The organism is Halanaerobium saccharolyticum (genome assembly GCF_003053565.1).
Taxonomy (GTDB): Bacteria; Bacillota; Halanaerobiia; order Halanaerobiales; family Halanaerobiaceae; genus Halanaerobium; species Halanaerobium saccharolyticum_B.
The window spans coordinates 1-16,007 of sequence record NZ_QAXS01000029.1 but is presented as its reverse complement, the minus strand read 5'-3'; the positions used below and the strand labels follow the sequence as shown (position 1 = coordinate 16,007).

Here is a 16,007-nt window from a genome sequence, read left to right as displayed (position 1 = left end):
TCAATTATTTAATCCCCTTCCATTTAAGAAGGGGATTTTTTCCATCAGGATTTAATTAATCTATAATTTTCAAGCTCTAAGATCTGTAGCAGATCTCTTATTCCTTCAATTTTCTGTTGAGTAACTATACCACCACGAGCCAGATCTTCGTCTTCATGAAAATCAGAACCCGAAATCATTTTCAACTGATGTTCTGCTGCATAATTATGAGCCTTCTCATTCTGAGAGTTATGGCGGCGATTACCATTATAAACTTCTAAGCCATCTAACAGATAATCTGCAGCAGGTGACATTCCCTTTCTATAAGGATGGGCCTGATAAATTAATATTTTATTACTCTGGGAATCAGTCAGCTCTTTAAATTTTTCTAAATTAAGATGATGCAGGTTTTGATTTTCAAAGAGAAATTTTTCCCCGAGACCATAAACTAAGTACTCATTGGGATCATCATTAAATCTAATCTCTATTCCTAAAAATAGATTGAAGTCCATTTCGGCAGCAGCTCTTTTGGCAATTTTATAGCCTTTTAAATATTTTTCGAACTGCTCTTCCCAGTTTAAACTTTTAACTTTATCAAAAAAACGGGCATAATAGTGATCAGTCAAAACTAAAGCACTATAACCCGCTCTTTTATATTTTTTGACAAGAGCCTCAGCTTTAATTGAACCACAGCGGCTGCTTTCAGCACTGTGAGCATGCAATTCTATTTTATATTCGCTCATAATTTTACCACTCTTCTAAATGAACAATCTCATCATTCATCCGATTAACTCTTTCTTTTTCCTCGGCCGGATAACCAACTGCCACTAAAGATAGGGTTTTAAAACCTGCAGGTACTTTTAAATAACTGCTGACTTTTTTCTCTCTATCTTCAGCCGGGTGACAGCCTATCCAGACTGAACCTAGACCTAAAGATTGAGCTTCCAATAAAATGTTTTGTGTGGCAGCTGAACAGTCCTGAACCCAGAACCCCTGATGTTTCTGCTGGCTGAGATCAGCACAGACCGCTATTGCCAGTGGCGCTTCTTTTAACATCTTAGCATAGGGATGAATCTCAGCCAGATGATTGAGTCTTTTTCTATCTTTTATCACAATAAAATGCCAGGGCTGCTCATTACCTGCTGAGGGGGCAGAGACTGCTGCTTCCAATAACCTATCTATTTTTTCTGATTCAACCTTTTTGCTCTGATATTTTCTAATACTTCTGCGTTCAAAAATTTCTTCCATAGTTTAAAACCTCCTCATTAGTATTATATAAAATTATTTACAATAAAAAAAGCCCCCAGAATAATCTGAGGACCTAATTTAAAATATTAGATAATGTTTACTCTAAACTCGGTTACTGCTGTTTCTGCCGAGCATAACTGCAAATATTACAAGTAAGGCTACAACCAGCCAACCAAAAGTAAGAAGTTCACTCATTGGATAACCACCATAAGCTGCACTAAATTCAGAAATAGTATTCTGAATAAATCCAATACCAATAAATAAAGGTGCAACAACCTTAATCATGGTTTTCCAGCCACCACCGATATGAAGATCAGAACTGACATTCATATTATCTTTAATCTTATCTAAATCAAAGGCATAACTTAGAACCAGCATTTCTACCAGACCGACTACCAATAGACCAAAAATATTAACAAAGTGATCAACAATATCTAAAATAGCTAAACCACCCTGAGTAACCATTGGTACTCCAAGTAAAAATCCAACAATTGAAACATAAGTAACAGCCTTTTTGCGGCTTAAACTAAAATTATCAATCAAAGATGATACAACTGATTCAATTAATGAGATGCTTGATGAAAGCCCTGCAATTGTTAATGAAAAGAAAAATGCAAAACCAAATATCTGCGGTAAACCGGGTAAGAGGTTAATAGCTTTTGGGAAAGCAATAAAAGCAAGTCCAATCCCAGAAGTTGCAACATCACCAATTGCTACACCCTGCTGTCCGGCCATATAACCTAGTATCCCAAAAACACCAAATCCAACAACAATACTAAAAATGCTGTTTGATAAAGCTGCTATAATTCCATTTTTCACTACATCCGATTTTTTAGGCAGATAACTGGAATAAGCGATCATAATTCCAAAGCCGAGACTTAAAGTAAAGAAAATCTGACCATAAGCCCCAACCCAAATATTCCAATCTAAAATCTTGGAAAAATCAGGTGTTATAAATGCTTTAACTCCCTGCATTGCTCCGGGAAGTGTAACACCTCTAAAGACAATTACTAAGACCATCACAGCTAAAAGTGGCATAAAAATCTTACTGGCTTTTTCAATCCCCTTCTCTACTCCACCAGCAATAATTAAATAATTAATTAACCAGATCGCCAATAAAGCAAAAAAGATCGGCCACTGAATTCCTCCTAATTCAAAAGCACTACCCGAAAAGTTAAGAAATTCTCCGAAGAAAAATCCTTCTGGATCAGCAGTCCAGCCCAAAGAAAATGATTCAAATACAAATAATAAACTCCAGGCAATAATAACAATATAATAAACTGTTACTACAAAAGCAATTAATACTGACCACCAGCCAACCCATTCAAATTTCTCATTAATTTTACGAAAAGAACTTGGTGCAGAGTTTCTTGTAAAAAATCCAAATCCCATTTCAAGTAATAATAATGGTATACCCGCAGTTATTAATGCAAATAAATAGGGGAATAAAAAGGCACCTCCACCATTTTCATACGCTTGATACGAAAAGCGCCAGATATTTCCCAACCCTACTGCTGAACCAATTGTTGCTAAAATAAAACCAAGTCTCGTTCCCCATTGATCACGATTCTCTTCCATTTTTTTCTTTCCTCCCTCTCTTCTTTCTACTCATTTTTTATTTTTCCCGATTTTTCCTGGCTCAGCTCATCTAAATTTTTTTAAAAAAATATTATAAAATATCAGCTAATCTCTACTCTCATACAATCATTAACTACTGCTAAATAATTATTACTTCTGCTAATCTTAAGACTGCATGTTTCTAAACTAAACTAATCAGGTTGAATGTATTATAACAAATTAATTGAATTATTTCCAGCATTTGCGACAAAAATCTAGTAAATGTATTCTGATTTACGTAATCGTTTTCAGAAATTCATTAAGCATACCTGATTTTCAGAACTTCAAACCCGAGCAACCGCAATAATTAATTGATTGATGCCTAACTAGTAGTATGATAAAATAAACAAGCAATATAAAATTAATAGGGAGGAAATTATCATGAAAAGAGAAAACTGGACTTCCAGATTAGGATTTATTCTGGCTGCCTCAGGATCTGCAATCGGCCTGGGAAATATCTGGCGTTTTCCATTTATAACTGGAACAAATGGAGGGGCTATTTTTATTTTAATCTATTTAGCTGCAATATTATTTATTGGTTATCCAATTTTAGTCTCCGAAATGTCTTTAGGAAGGTTTACAGAAAAAAATCCAATTGGTGCCTTCAAAAAAATGGCTCCAGATTCTAGCTGGCCGCTGGTTGGTGCTCTTGGAGTTTTATCCGGCTTTGTAATTTTAAGTTATTACTCCGTAGTTGCCGGCTGGGGAATGTCCTACATTTTTAAATCTTTTACTTTTACTGCTGAAAGCAGTTTCCCAGAAGTTTTTGGATCACATATCAGCAGCCTTGCTGAGCCAATTATCTGGCACGGGGTTTTTATGTTTCTTACAATTGCTGTAATTGGAGCTGGAGTAGTTAATGGAATCCAAAGAATAGTTAAGATCTTAATGCCTATTTTATTTGGAATCATATTTTTACTAATTATCCGTTCTGTAACACTTGAAGGTGCGGGAGCGGGCTTAAGTTTTTACTTAAAACCAGATTTTTCTGCTATTACTTTTCAAACCTTTGCTGATGCTATCTCTCAGGCTTTCTTCACTTTAAGTCTCGGTATGGGAGCAATGATAACCTATGGTAGTTATTTAAGTCAAAAGGAAAGCATTAATGAAAGTGCCGCCTATGTTTTAGTCTTTGATACAGCTGTTGCTTTACTGGCAGGTTTCGCAATTTTTCCGGCCGTTTTTGCCTTTGGTCTTGATCCGGCTTCTGGCCCCGGCTTAACTTTTATTACTCTGCCGGCAGTCTTTACTCAGATGCCTTTTGGTATCTTTTTCTCAGTCATATTCTTTGTTTTATTGACAATTGCTGCTCTCACATCTTCTATTTCAATGCTGGAAGTAGTTGTAGCTTTTTTAGTTGATGAACACAACTGGAATCGAAAAAAAGCTTCTTATCTGATGGGCTTTTTAATCTTTTTAGTTGGAATACCACCTCTTTTAGGATACAGCTCGTTTTCTAATTTTAGTTTTTTAGGAATGGATGTTTTAGATACCTATGACTGGTTTTCAAACTCCATTTTCTTACCTACAGGTGGAATCTTAACTTCAATCTTTGTCGGTCATATCTGGGGCAGCAAAAATGCAGTTAAAGAAGCAAATAAAAACAGCCGCTTTCATATTGGTAAAATATATAGTGTTTTATTAAAATATATTGTGCCGGCCGCTGTATTATTTATTATGCTTTTTAATATCTATCAGACCATTTAGTTCAAAGAGAAATTACAAATGATCAAACTTTAAATAAATTTAATTTTAGGAGGATTTAATTTGCAGGAAAATAAGGATTTATGTGTGCATTATGACCGCTGCGGAGGTTGCTCTATTCAGGAAATACCCTATCAGCAGCAGTTAAAAGATAAAAAAGAAATGCTTTTAGAAATCTTTTCTGATCAGGAAATTAGTACAGACAATTTTGAAGAAATACTGGCAAGCCCTGATATTTATGAGTACCGCAACAATATGGAGTTTAGTTTTGGCGATTTAAAAAAGGGAGGAAAACTTCAGCTGGGAATGCATCCACGGGGTAAAAGGTATGATGTGATTACAGTTGATCACTGTTTATTAGTTGACAGAGATTTTAGGAATATTTTAAGCACAATTATAGACTACTGCCGCAAACATGATTTTAAAAAATATCATATTAAGTTGAGAGAAGGTTTTCTGCGCAACCTAATTATCCGAAAGGGAATCAATACAGGAGAAGTCGTTGCAAATCTGGTAACTACTTCTCAGGTTGAGCATGACTTTGAGCCTCTCAGCAGAGAACTCAAAAATCTCGATTTAAAAGGTGAGCTGGTTGGTTTTGTCCAGACGATTAATGATGATTTTTCTGACCAGGTAAGCTGTGATGAAATGAAGATTCATTATGGCCGTAATTATTTCTATGATAAATTACTTGATAATAAATTTAAAATCGACTCACTTTCATTTTTTCAGACCAATACTAAGGGAGCTGAATTATTATATTCAGAAGCTGCCGACTATATCAGCAGCGCTAAAGATAAGGTAGTTTATGATCTATACTGTGGGGCCGGAACTATCTCCCAGGCTATAGCAAAAGATGCAGATAAAATTTTCGGAATAGAAATTGATCAAGATGCAGTAAAAAAAGCAGCAGAAAACGCTGAATTAAATAATGTCGACAATGCAGAATATATTGCCGGTGATGTTTTAGAAAAGATTAATAATCTGAAAGAAAATCCTGATTTAATTATTATCGATCCGCCAAGACCCGGAATAAATCCGAAAGCTCTAGACAAAATAGCTTCGGCTGGTGCAGATGAAATACTCTATATTTCCTGTAATCCAAAATCACTGGCCAGAGACTTAGTTTCTCTAAAAATGCACAATTATCAACTGGAAAAGTTTAAAGCTGTAGATATGTTCCCCCACACTAAACATTTAGAAGTAATAACTCTATTAAAGAAAAATAAATAATTATTAAAAATAAGAGAAACTTTATAGGTAAATAAAAAGACCGATTCCAGAAGCTGATTTCCCAGCTCTGAATCGGTTTTTTTAGGCTAAAAAAGTGTTAATCCCTATTAAAAGTAAAATCAGACCACCCACATAATCAGCATATTTTTCAACAAGAGAAATATGTTTAATATATAATACAATTTTAAACGCAGCTGCAGTAATTACTGAAGCAACAGCACCGATTATTAAAGAGTTATTTAATATCAAAGCATAATCTAAATTAAAAAGTAGCGAAAATCCTGCCCCCAGAGCATCGATGCTGACACTCACCCCTAAAACTACAACTGTCCAGAAATTAAGCTGTCTGTAAATACACTCTTCACCATTTTTATATCCTTCACGAATCAGAAAAATTCCCAATAAAAAAATTACCGAGCCACTAAAATAATTAGAAATAGTAAAGAAATTTGCATCTATATAATTTCCAAGAAAACCACCAGTCAAAGCAAAGAAAAATTGAAAAAATCCGAATGAAAAAATAACTTTAAATTTTTCTCTAAGATTTGTTCTGGTGCCACAGCCAATAGCCATTGTTACACCTGCTGCATCCAGAGCCAGTGCTAGAGCCACTAATAAAATATTAATTTTAATCCCCTCCAGGATAAAATATTATCTACAGTATTATTAATTATAAAACAGAGATTTAAAATATGCAACAAAATAGCTCAAAGTCTCTTCAATTAACTCAAAGTATTTATTTTAAGCTTTATTTCTGCTATAATTAAGACAGCAATGACAAAGGAGGAAAAATTATGGAACATAATAGTTTAGAAACCGCAAAAGCAGCTATTAAAATGGCTATTTCTACCAGAAGTGAAGAAAAGAAATTAAAAAAAGAATTTGCAGCTGATGATATCAATACTGGCGCAGTCGATTTTGGTGGTGAATTTAATAAATCAGTCCCAGATATTATAGAAAGAGCTGTTATTGCAGCTAAGCGGGAAAATATCATTGATGAATCCCATGTAGCCCAGGGAGCGGTTGCTGGAGCAGCCCATGATGCAGTAACCCAGATCATGCCTAGAACTATGGGCTTAAATGTAGGTGGAAAGATTGGAGTTGCCCGCAGCGGAGAGCATATTGTCGTTGCTGTTTTCTTTGGTGTCGGCATGTTTAACTTAAATGAGGTAACAGTGGGCTTAAGTCACCGCTCACTCCTTGATAATAAATCTTAGTAAACAGAGCAAATTTGATACTCCAATAAAGTTGACAAAGGTACAAAATTAATAGTATAATAAAGAAAATCAAATAACTGGTAGCATGGTAATACGGTAGGAGAAATTTGTAGGGAAGCTTCAGTTTTGTTTAAACAAGGGGTTTTTATATCTTTTTTTAGATTAACCTGTTTAAACTAAAGCAGAAAGCAGAATCTTTAACACTCCACCAGGAGTGTTTTTTTATTTTAAGTAGTAAATTTATTCTTATTCCCACTACCAGTTAGAAAGGGGAATAAAAAAATGAAAAAGAAAATTTTAGTTTTATTTATTTTAACTTTTGCTTTATTGGTATTTACAGCAGCTCAGGTAGGGGCTCAGGATTATCAGATTGGTATTTCTCAATTTGTAGAACATCCTGCTTTAGATGCAGCCAGAGAAGGTTTTATTGAAGGGCTGGCGGAAGAAGGGTTTACTGAAGATATGGTAGAATTTACTGTACAAAATGCACAGGCTGATTTTGCCACTGCTCAATCTATAGCTCAGCAGTTTAAAAGTAATAATTTAGACTTGGTTTTAGCCATTGCAACTCCAAATGCACAGGCAGCAGCAAATGTAATTACTGATACTCCTGTATTATTTACTGCTGTTACTGACCCTGTAGAAGCAGGTATTGTTGCAAGTATGGAACAGCCTGGTGGTAATCTAACCGGAACTACAGATATGAATCCTGTTGCTGATCAAATTGCATTAATTAAAGAATTTATTCCAGAAATAACAGATCTAGGTGTGCTTTATAATCCAGGTGAGGTTAACTCAGTTGTTCAGGTAGATCTAGTTAAAGAAACTACTGCAGAAATGGGAATTAATTTACACGAAGGTACTGTCAGCAACAGCAGTGAGGTAAGTCTTGCTACTTCTTCGCTGATTGGAGATGTTGATGCGATTTATGTTCCGACAGATAATATTATTGTATCTGCCTTACCTTCGGTTTTAAACATTACAAATCAAAATAAGATTCCAGTTTTTGCCTCTGAAAATGGACAGGTTAGACAGGGTGCAATTGCTACCCTTGGTATCGATTACAAATTACTTGGAATTCAAACCGGGAAAATGGCTGCCAGAGTATTAAATGGAGAATCTCCGGCTGAAATGAGTGTAGAATCTTCTGATGAGCTAAAATTATATTTAAATACCAAAGCAGCTGAAAATCTTGAGCTGGAAATTCCAGCAGCTGTAATGGATAGAGCAAATGTTATTTATGAAGAAATTACACAGGAATAATTCGAAAAAAATAAGTAGCTAGAAAATAAGTAGTTTAGAAATGGTGTGAGGTGTGTTATGAATCTAAGTTTTGCAATAACGTCGTTAGAACAGGGGCTTGCCTTCGGGATAATGGCCCTGGGAGTATTTATATCTTTTAGGATTCTTGATTTTGCTGATCTGACAGTTGACGGCAGTCTTCCTCTGGGAGCTGCTGTTTCAGCTCGGCTGCTGGTTGCAGGGGTTAATCCTTTTTATTCACTTGCAGCAGCGGTCGTGGCTGGTGGAATGGCAGGAGCTATAACTGGGTTTTTAAATACAAAACTAAAAATAGCTCCACTCTTGTCAGGTATTTTAACTATGACCTCCCTCTATTCAATTAACTTACGGGTAATGGGAAGGCCAAATATTCCACTGATTGGAAAAGATACTATTTTTTCATTCATTAGAGATCTAGGTGTTCCCTATCCCTGGAATAACCTTTTATTATTGATTCTGGTGATAGTAGTAGTTAAATTCTTACTTGATGCATTTTTAAATACTCAAATTGGTTTTGCCTTAAGAGCTACCGGAGATAATCCACAAATGATTAGAAGTATGGGAATCAGCACAAATTCTATGAAAATGCTGGGGCTTATTATTTCTAATGCTTTAGTTGCTCTATCTGGGGCTCTTGTTGGACAGTATCAGGGATTTGCAGATGTAAACATGGGTGTTGGTACTATTGTTGCTGGTCTGGCTTCGGTAATAATAGGTGAGGTAGTAATTGGCGAAAAGTCAATTATGATTGCAACTATCGGAGTCATCATTGGTTCTATTCTATACCGTTTTAGTATATCAATTGCTTTAAATCTGGGGCTGGCTGCTTCTGATTTAAAACTTTTAACAGCAGTTATAGTAATAGTTTTCTTATCAACACCAAGAATTAAAAAAGCATTGAGGTGATAAAAAAATGCTAAAAGTTAAAAATCTAGAAAAAATATTTTATAAAGGAACTCCAAATGAAAATGTGGCAATTAATAAAATTGATCTGACTGTAAATGAAGGAGATTTCATTACAATTGTTGGAAGTAATGGAGCTGGAAAATCAACTCTCTTAAATTCAATTGCAGGTGTCTTCCCGGTTGATAATGGAAATATCTTTTTAGATGATGAAGATATTACTGCCAAAACAGAGTACAAATGTGCTCAAAAAATTGGTCGAGTTTTTCAAAACCCTCTGGCAGGAACTTCTCCTGAGATGACGATAGAAGAAAACCTTTCTCTTGCTATCTCAAAGTCAAATAATCTCTCTTTAAAATGGGGATTAAGTAAGCACAAGCGGGAGATAATGCAGAAACATTTAGAAAAAATTGACCTGGGTTTAGAAAAAAGATTAACAACTAAAGTAAAATTGTTATCTGGAGGCCAGCGGCAGGCTCTAACTCTTTTGATGGCCACAGTTGCTAATCCAAGATTACTGCTATTAGATGAGCACACTGCAGCTTTAGACCCTGCAACTGCTATTAAAATAAAAAATCTAACTGCAGAACTTGTCAATAGTAATAATATTACAACCTTAATGATCACTCATAATATGGAAGATGCAATTAAGATGGGTAACCGACTAATTATGATGGATGGCGGCCAGATCATCTATGATATTCAGGGTGAAGAAAAAGAAAACCTGACTATTGAAAAACTGCTCAAAATGTTTGAAATTAAACATGGCGGTAAATTCAATAATGATCGGATGCTGCTCTCAGTTTAATTTTTGTTTCTTGAATCAGGTTTATATAACTATTTAACTTTTTACAAATTTAATTTAAAGAGTAGTTTAGTAGTTTAAAGCTTAATATTTTAGAAAAGCTCCCTTTTTAAAGGGAGCTTTTTTTATCCAGTAAAACTAAATCTTAATATTTATTTCTTCTCCAGCTGCAGCTTTATAGTGCTGATCCTCAACTTTGAACGCAACTAAATTTTTATTTGAAGCTGAAGCTTTAACAGTAAAACTATCAGAACTCAGCTTTATTTTAAGTTTATTTGCTTTATAGTTCAGGTTGAATTCAACTGAATCCCACTCTTCCGGCAGTATAGGCATAAAAGAAAGTCCCTTACGATTAACCTTCATGCCGGCAAAACCATTAACAATCAACTGCCAGATGCCACCTGCTGCTGCAGTATGAACTCCACCAATAAAGGTTCCTCCACTGACAGCCTTATTAGTACTCATCAGATCAATAAAGGCAGAGGTTTCAAAATAATCATAGGCTTCTTCTGCCCTACCCAAACGAGCAGCTACAATCGCATACTGAGAAGGACTCAAAGATGAACCATGCTGAGTTCTTGGTTCATAATAATCATAATTAGCTGCAAGTACTTCTTCAGAGAAAATATCATGCATTGTGAAAAGCTGAATTACATCGGCCTGTTTAATTACCTGGGTAAATACAGCCACACCGTTTGGCCAACCCCAGTATTCCTGTTTATCGATCAACCTTTCTTCTAAAACTTCAGCAGTGGTATCTTCTAGATCAAAGTAACCATCGAACTGTTCAATCAGCATATTTTCATCAGGCTCTGGTAAATAAATCTTTTCTGCAATCTCCTGCCAGGCTGTAACTTCACTTTCCTGAAGATCAATTTTTTCTTTCAAATTCTTAAGTTTTTCGGGATATTCATTTTCCATTTTATAATAAAAATAGAGTGCTTTTTTTAGTGCATAGCGAGTTTGATAATTTGTAAAAGCATTATTATCAACATTTTCATGATATTCATCCGGTCCCAAAAGTCTAATTATCTCATACTGGTCCTTATACTGATTGTAGTGTACGCGGGAATGTAAAAACCTTGCTACCTCAAATAGAATTTCACTACCATAGTCTACTACAAAATCAAGATCATCAGTTGCTATATAATATTTCCAGATTGTATAACTGATATCAGGAGATACATGGATCTGCCAGTCATTAAAGTGGTTTCTTATTTTACGGCCGCTGATTACATCTTTAAAAAAGAATGATGGACACAATTCTTGGCCGCTTTTACCGCTAATCCAGGCATAAAACGCACCATCATAACCTAAGTCTTTTGCTTTTTTCCTGGCACCATCAAGAGTGTGATAGCGATATTTCAAAATATTCTTAGCCGTTTCTGTCTCCGTAAATAAAAACATGGGCAGATTAAATATTTCCTGATCCCAGAAAGCTGCTCCCTGATAAGCCTGACATGATAAACCTCTAGCTCCAATCGGTAAGAATTCGCTGTGAGCAGGAGTTGCAATAATATTGTGGTAGAGGTTAAAATGTACTGCTAACTGATCAAGCTGATTACCAGCTACTTTTATATCCATCAGTTCCCATTTTTTATCCCAGACATGCTGGTGTTCTTGCTTCAGCTGCTGATAACCCTCAGCTGCTGCTTCTGCTGCCGCTTCCACTGCTTTTTCTAAAGGATTTTCTAAATCATTACTGGAATAAACAAGCATATTTCTTTCAAATTTAACCAGCTTATTTTCTGGCTTAATTTTTAATAATAAATAGATTGACTTTTCCTCATTTTCTACTTTTAAGCTTTCAATTTCACCCTTTTTAAAATCAAAAGATAGTGCTGTAATCAAATCAATATTTTTTTCAACAGTGTTTGCTTTTAAATATAAAATATTTTTCTGACTGTCATACTCTCCACTAAAATTTTCAAGATGAGAGCCATTTAAATCCCAGATATCCCCTTTAATTCCTAACTTAATTTCAACTTCATCTTCTTCCAGGTTATTTAATTGATATTTATTAGCAATTAAATGAAGATTATCATAAGAGGCAAATCTTTCTGATACAATTTCAGCTGTTGAGTTTTTTGCTTTAGAATTTCTTTTAAAAACTCCATATTTATAATCAAAATCGAGTTCGGTAGTCATTAAGTCTTCTTCTGGATAATCACCTAATTTTTCTCCTCCAACTTTTACTTCTGTAAATAGAGCATTGGGAGAATTGGATAATTCCCGCCACTTTCCATCAGCCATATCATAGGTGTCTGTGATAACACAGGCCTGATACTCATCTTTACCCCACTCTTCTAAAGTTCCTCTATAACCAAGATAACCATTACCACATAATAGGTTACTTCCATAATGAACTAATTGTTCATCTTTTAATTCTTCAATTTTTATATTCCAGTCATCTTTAATTCTAAAAAAATCTTGATAATCCAATTTTACGCCTCCTTATAACAAATAAATTAGGCCATCAAAATATAGTTATCCCATAGTTTGATGGCCTGATTTTCTCTAATTTCTAATCAGTTAAATATTTAGTTTTAATAAATAAAATTGGTCTATTTACGGCTGTCTTTTTCTTATATCTCCTTACTATACTGCATAGATAATTATCCTTTTACAGCTCCAGCTGTTAATCCAGCTACAATCCGCTTCTGGAAAATTAATACTAAAACAACAATTGGCACTGTAACCATAACTGCAGCTGCCATGATTTCTCCAAATGGCTCCTGCCGTGCAAACTCTCCCGAGAAAAATTGAATAGCTACCGGTACAGTTCTTGCACTTGGATCAATAGAGGTAAAGGTTAAAGCAAAGAGATACTCATTCCAGGCCTGAATAAACGATAACAATCCAGTTGTAACTAAAGCTGGCGCCGTCAGCGGCAGTAAAATCATATAAAATGTCTGAAAGGGTGTTGCTCCATCCACCTGGGCTGACTGCATAATTTCATTTGGTAAATCTCTAAAGAAAGAAGTCAGCACCCAGGTTGTAAATGGTAGGGTAAATAATAAATATGTAAAGATCATACTTACCCTGGCACTTAAATTCAAGGCATTTATTACTGCATATAAACCAGATAGTACTGTAACCTGAGGAAACATTGTCATTGCCAGTATTACATAGAGTGCAGGCGCTTTCCCTTTAAATCTTAACTTTCCTAAAGCAAAGGCAGCAAAAGAACCAGTTAATAAAGCTAAAATTGTAGTCGAAGTTGCTACAATTGTACTGTTAATTAATCCTCTAACAAAACCACCGTTTGCAAAAATAGCTCTATAATTTCTGGTAAAGAACGATATTTCTCCTGTTTCCGGATCTCTAGGAATCAAGGTAGCAGGAGTCATACTCAGCTGTGCTTCGCTTTTTAAAGAAGAAACTATAGCCCAGTAAAATGGAAAAAGTAAGTAGATTACAATTACTGCCAGCACAAAATAGAATAAGACTTTTCTAAGTTTTTCTTTCTGCTCTCTTGTCATTCTGTATCAACTCCCAGGGATTTCATATAAAGAATAGCGAAGGCAAAAATAATGATAAAGATTATAACTCCAATTGCAGATGCCATTCCCATTTGTCTGGCTGAAATCAATTGAAAATAATTAAAACTTGCCATTGAATATCTTTTCTGAGACAGCATTACCTGGAACACATCAAAGACTCTTAAAGCATCTAAAGTTCTAAAAATTAAAGCAACAGCAAGTGAAGGTTTTAATAATGGTAAGGTTATATTAAAGAACTGTCTTAATTTGCTGGCTCCATCTACTTCAGCCGCTTCATAAAGTTCACCCGGTATCATCTGTAAACCCGCAAGAATTAATAAAGCCATAAACGGAGTAGTTTTCCAGACATCAACCGCTATAATTGCCGGCAGCTGCAGGGCGTTATTACTTAAAAAAGCAAAACTGCCATCAATTAAACCAAATCTATCTCCAAGCATATTGAATAATCCAGCTCTGGTTGGCTCAAACATCCATTCCCACATTCTGGCAGAAACAACTGTAATAACTGCCCAGGGAACCAACATTACAGCTCGCATTGCACCTCGTCCTTTAAACTCACTGTTAACTACTAAGGCAACTATTAAACCAAGCACAGTTTCAAAAAAGACTGAGAAAAATGTAAATAATAAGGTATTCCAGACTGCCCTAATAAAATCCGGAGTTCGAGCACCAACAACATACTTGTTTCCAAAAAAGCTGAACTCAAATGAAGGCCGATATAAATGCGGATCTCTTGGTAAAACTCTGATTGGTCTTTCAAAAACCGCCTCGCCAGTTTCCTCATCAACAGCCTGTTCACCTGTTTCTTCATCTATTACAGGTGGTAATTCTTTAACTGTAACTGAAAGCAGCGCTTTATAATTGTCTAATCCAACAAATTCAGTTTCAGTACTTGAAGCAAATTCTCGATTAGTAAAACTTGTATAAAAAACCTGACCTAAAGGATATAAAGCAATTATAATTAAGATTAAAAATGCTGGTATTAATAACTTTAATGCCAGTTTCTGTTCTTCTTTTGCCAGATTGGATGAACTACTTATTGCCATTTAATTTCCCCCCTTTATGAAATCTGGAGAGGGAATATTCCCTCTCCAGCTAATAAACAACATTAAAGAATTTTACTTATGGCTGTGTTGGTTCACCAGTTTCAAATCCTGTAGTATCCATCAGATCTAATTCTAAATACTCAATAGCAGTTTGAGCATCACTTTCACCAGTCAATACTGAATGTGTTGCCTGGAAGAATAGCTCAGATACCTGATTATACTGAGGAGCAGTTGCAGTAGAAGGACGTGCAACAGCATTTGTAAATACATCATATAAACTACCGAAGAATGGAACTGCTTCTAATACATCTTCGTCTTCATATAATGACTTAATTGTTGGGTTGAAAGATCCTTCAACAGCACGCATTTTTTGTACTTCTTCTCCAGCTAAGAACATGGCTAATTTAGCTGCTTCTTCAGGATGTTCACTGTACTTACTTACACCTAAGTTCCAGCCACCTAAAGTTGCTGCAGATTTACCACTATCTCCAGCAGGTAGAGGTGAGACATCAAAGTTTCCAGCAATAACCTTATCTTCTTGATTTCCTAAAGCATAAGCATAAGGCCAGTTACGCATAAATAGTGCATTTCCAGCTTCCCACATAGAACGAGCATCTTCTTCGCCCATACCTGTTACACCAGTTGGAGAAATAGTTCCAACCCAACCAGCTGCCTGGTCAATAATTTCAATTGCTTTGTCATTGTTGATGGTTATTTCCTGATCATTATTTACAATTTTACCACCACCATTAGAATAAATCCATTCTAATGCATCACAGGTTAGGCCTTCATAGGCATCTCCCTGCCAGACATAACCATAAAAGTCTTCATTACCAGCTTCTCTTTCCTTTTCCATAATATATTGAGCTGTTTCTTCTAATTCATCCCAGGTTTCTGGAACTTCACGATCATATTTTTCTAAAAGATCTGTTCTGTAATATAAAAGTCCAGCATCTGTAAACCAGGGCATTGCAACTAAACGTCCATCAGTTGTTGTGTTGTTTTCAACAATTGCCTGAAAATGCTTGTCTACTACTTCTTCTGCACCATAATCATAAAAATCGATAAAGTGCTCGGCTAAATCACCAGGCCAGATTACATCAATCTGATAAACATCTACTTCAGGACTTTCAGCTTCTAAGAACTGTAAGTAAAGACCTAATCTATCATTAGCTAAGTCAGGTGTTTCTAATACTTCAACTGTTACATTAGGATTTCTTTCCATATACATTTCAGCTGCCTTGATTGTCAATTCTTTTTCCTGACCAACAGCACCCCCAGCAACTGTTAAAGAAATTTCTTCCCCATGACTATCAGCCATTACTGCACCACTAAAGGCAACAACAAAAACTAAAGCTAAAACTAAAAGCAAATTTGGTTGTATAATTAATGTTGTGAAGAAAAAAATGTAAATCTAAAAATATCTAAATAAAAAAAGGCATCTGCCTGGCTCCGTTGAATTAATTATTTG

At 35.3% G+C, this 16,007-nt stretch carries 14 protein-coding genes; 6 read left to right on the top strand and 8 right to left on the bottom strand.

What is annotated here, in order from left to right; genetic code table 11:
• Positions 1 to 44: 44 nt before the first annotated feature.
• The 3 genes from C8C76_RS10870 to C8C76_RS10860 all read right to left on the bottom strand — a co-directional run bounded on the left by C8C76_RS10870 (position 45) and on the right by C8C76_RS10860 (position 2,805).
• Entirely contained in the window at positions 45 to 722 is a 678-nt protein-coding gene (locus C8C76_RS10870) for a PHP domain-containing protein (RefSeq protein WP_108141566.1), read from the bottom strand.
• 4 nt (positions 723 to 726) lie between these two features.
• On the bottom strand, positions 727 to 1,227 hold the full coding sequence (locus C8C76_RS10865) for a nitroreductase family protein (protein ID WP_108141564.1): 501 nt from the start codon (positions 1,225 to 1,227) through the stop codon (positions 727 to 729).
• 102 nt (positions 1,228 to 1,329) lie between these two features.
• On the bottom strand, positions 1,330 to 2,805 hold the full coding sequence (locus tag C8C76_RS10860; protein WP_108141562.1) for a sodium-dependent transporter: 1,476 nt from the start codon (positions 2,803 to 2,805) through the stop codon (positions 1,330 to 1,332).
• 420 nt (positions 2,806 to 3,225) lie between these two features.
• Here C8C76_RS10860 and C8C76_RS10855 point away from each other — a divergent pair, with 420 nt between their 5' ends.
• The gene (locus C8C76_RS10855) at positions 3,226 to 4,551 is read left to right on the top strand and encodes a sodium-dependent transporter (protein WP_108141560.1); all 1,326 of its coding nucleotides are present in this window, start codon (positions 3,226 to 3,228) and stop codon (positions 4,549 to 4,551) included.
• Between the two features lie 60 nt (positions 4,552 to 4,611).
• On the top strand, positions 4,612 to 5,781 hold the full coding sequence (gene rlmD, locus C8C76_RS10850) for a 23S rRNA (uracil(1939)-C(5))-methyltransferase RlmD (protein WP_108141558.1): 1,170 nt from the start codon (positions 4,612 to 4,614) through the stop codon (positions 5,779 to 5,781).
• An 81-nt stretch (positions 5,782 to 5,862) separates the two neighbouring features.
• Here rlmD and C8C76_RS10845 read toward each other — a convergent pair whose 3' ends face one another.
• A complete protein-coding gene (locus C8C76_RS10845) occupies positions 5,863 to 6,393 on the bottom strand; it encodes a manganese efflux pump MntP (protein WP_258222522.1) in 531 nt (176 codons plus the stop codon).
• Positions 6,394 to 6,575: 182 nt separating this feature from the next.
• Here C8C76_RS10845 and C8C76_RS10840 point away from each other — a divergent pair, with 182 nt between their 5' ends.
• The 4 genes from C8C76_RS10840 (at position 6,576) to C8C76_RS10825 (ending at position 9,990) form a co-directional block, all read left to right on the top strand.
• Entirely contained in the window at positions 6,576 to 6,998 is a 423-nt protein-coding gene (locus tag C8C76_RS10840) for a HutP family protein (RefSeq protein ID WP_108141553.1), read from the top strand.
• 282 nt (positions 6,999 to 7,280) lie between these two features.
• The gene (locus C8C76_RS10835; RefSeq protein WP_108141551.1) at positions 7,281 to 8,261 is read left to right on the top strand and encodes an ABC transporter substrate-binding protein; all 981 of its coding nucleotides are present in this window, start codon (positions 7,281 to 7,283) and stop codon (positions 8,259 to 8,261) included.
• A gap of 57 nt (positions 8,262 to 8,318) precedes the next feature.
• On the top strand, positions 8,319 to 9,185 hold the full coding sequence (locus tag C8C76_RS10830; RefSeq protein WP_108141549.1) for an ABC transporter permease: 867 nt from the start codon (positions 8,319 to 8,321) through the stop codon (positions 9,183 to 9,185).
• 7 nt (positions 9,186 to 9,192) lie between these two features.
• The gene (locus tag C8C76_RS10825) at positions 9,193 to 9,990 is read left to right on the top strand and encodes an ABC transporter ATP-binding protein (protein WP_108141547.1); all 798 of its coding nucleotides are present in this window, start codon (positions 9,193 to 9,195) and stop codon (positions 9,988 to 9,990) included.
• A gap of 135 nt (positions 9,991 to 10,125) precedes the next feature.
• Here C8C76_RS10825 and C8C76_RS10820 read toward each other — a convergent pair whose 3' ends face one another.
• The 4 genes from C8C76_RS10820 to C8C76_RS10805 all read right to left on the bottom strand — a co-directional run bounded on the left by C8C76_RS10820 (position 10,126) and on the right by C8C76_RS10805 (position 15,857).
• Entirely contained in the window at positions 10,126 to 12,429 is a 2,304-nt protein-coding gene (locus C8C76_RS10820; RefSeq protein ID WP_108141545.1) for a glycosyl hydrolase family 65 protein, read from the bottom strand.
• 173 nt (positions 12,430 to 12,602) lie between these two features.
• On the bottom strand, positions 12,603 to 13,469 hold the full coding sequence (locus tag C8C76_RS10815) for a carbohydrate ABC transporter permease (protein WP_108141543.1): 867 nt from the start codon (positions 13,467 to 13,469) through the stop codon (positions 12,603 to 12,605).
• A complete protein-coding gene (locus C8C76_RS10810) occupies positions 13,466 to 14,536 on the bottom strand; it encodes a carbohydrate ABC transporter permease (RefSeq protein ID WP_108141541.1) in 1,071 nt (356 codons plus the stop codon). Before C8C76_RS10810 ends, C8C76_RS10815 begins: the two co-directional genes overlap by 4 nt.
• A 76-nt stretch (positions 14,537 to 14,612) precedes the next feature.
• The gene (locus C8C76_RS10805) at positions 14,613 to 15,857 is read right to left on the bottom strand and encodes an ABC transporter substrate-binding protein (protein WP_108141539.1); all 1,245 of its coding nucleotides are present in this window, start codon (positions 15,855 to 15,857) and stop codon (positions 14,613 to 14,615) included.
• Positions 15,858 to 16,007 lie beyond the last annotated feature (150 nt).

What these genes read in the sequence shown, in the direction of transcription:
- C8C76_RS10870 (WP_108141566.1), bottom strand. Translation starts at nt 722, where the DNA reads ATGAGCGAATATAAAATAGAATTGCATGCTCACAGTGCTGAAAGCAGC.
- C8C76_RS10865 (WP_108141564.1), bottom strand. Translation starts at nt 1,227, where the DNA reads ATGGAAGAAATTTTTGAACGCAGAAGTATTAGAAAATATCAGAGCAAA.
- C8C76_RS10860 (WP_108141562.1), bottom strand. Translation starts at nt 2,805, where the DNA reads ATGGAAGAGAATCGTGATCAATGGGGAACGAGACTTGGTTTTATTTTA.
- C8C76_RS10855 (WP_108141560.1), top strand. Translation starts at nt 3,226, where the DNA reads ATGAAAAGAGAAAACTGGACTTCCAGATTAGGATTTATTCTGGCTGCC.
- C8C76_RS10840 (WP_108141553.1), top strand. Translation starts at nt 6,576, where the DNA reads ATGGAACATAATAGTTTAGAAACCGCAAAAGCAGCTATTAAAATGGCT.
- C8C76_RS10835 (WP_108141551.1), top strand. Translation starts at nt 7,281, where the DNA reads ATGAAAAAGAAAATTTTAGTTTTATTTATTTTAACTTTTGCTTTATTG.
- C8C76_RS10830 (WP_108141549.1), top strand. Translation starts at nt 8,319, where the DNA reads ATGAATCTAAGTTTTGCAATAACGTCGTTAGAACAGGGGCTTGCCTTC.
- C8C76_RS10825 (WP_108141547.1), top strand. Translation starts at nt 9,193, where the DNA reads ATGCTAAAAGTTAAAAATCTAGAAAAAATATTTTATAAAGGAACTCCA.
- C8C76_RS10815 (WP_108141543.1), bottom strand. Translation starts at nt 13,469, where the DNA reads ATGACAAGAGAGCAGAAAGAAAAACTTAGAAAAGTCTTATTCTATTTT.
- C8C76_RS10810 (WP_108141541.1), bottom strand. Translation starts at nt 14,536, where the DNA reads ATGGCAATAAGTAGTTCATCCAATCTGGCAAAAGAAGAACAGAAACTG.
- C8C76_RS10805 (WP_108141539.1), bottom strand. Translation starts at nt 15,857, where the DNA reads ATGGCTGATAGTCATGGGGAAGAAATTTCTTTAACAGTTGCTGGGGGT.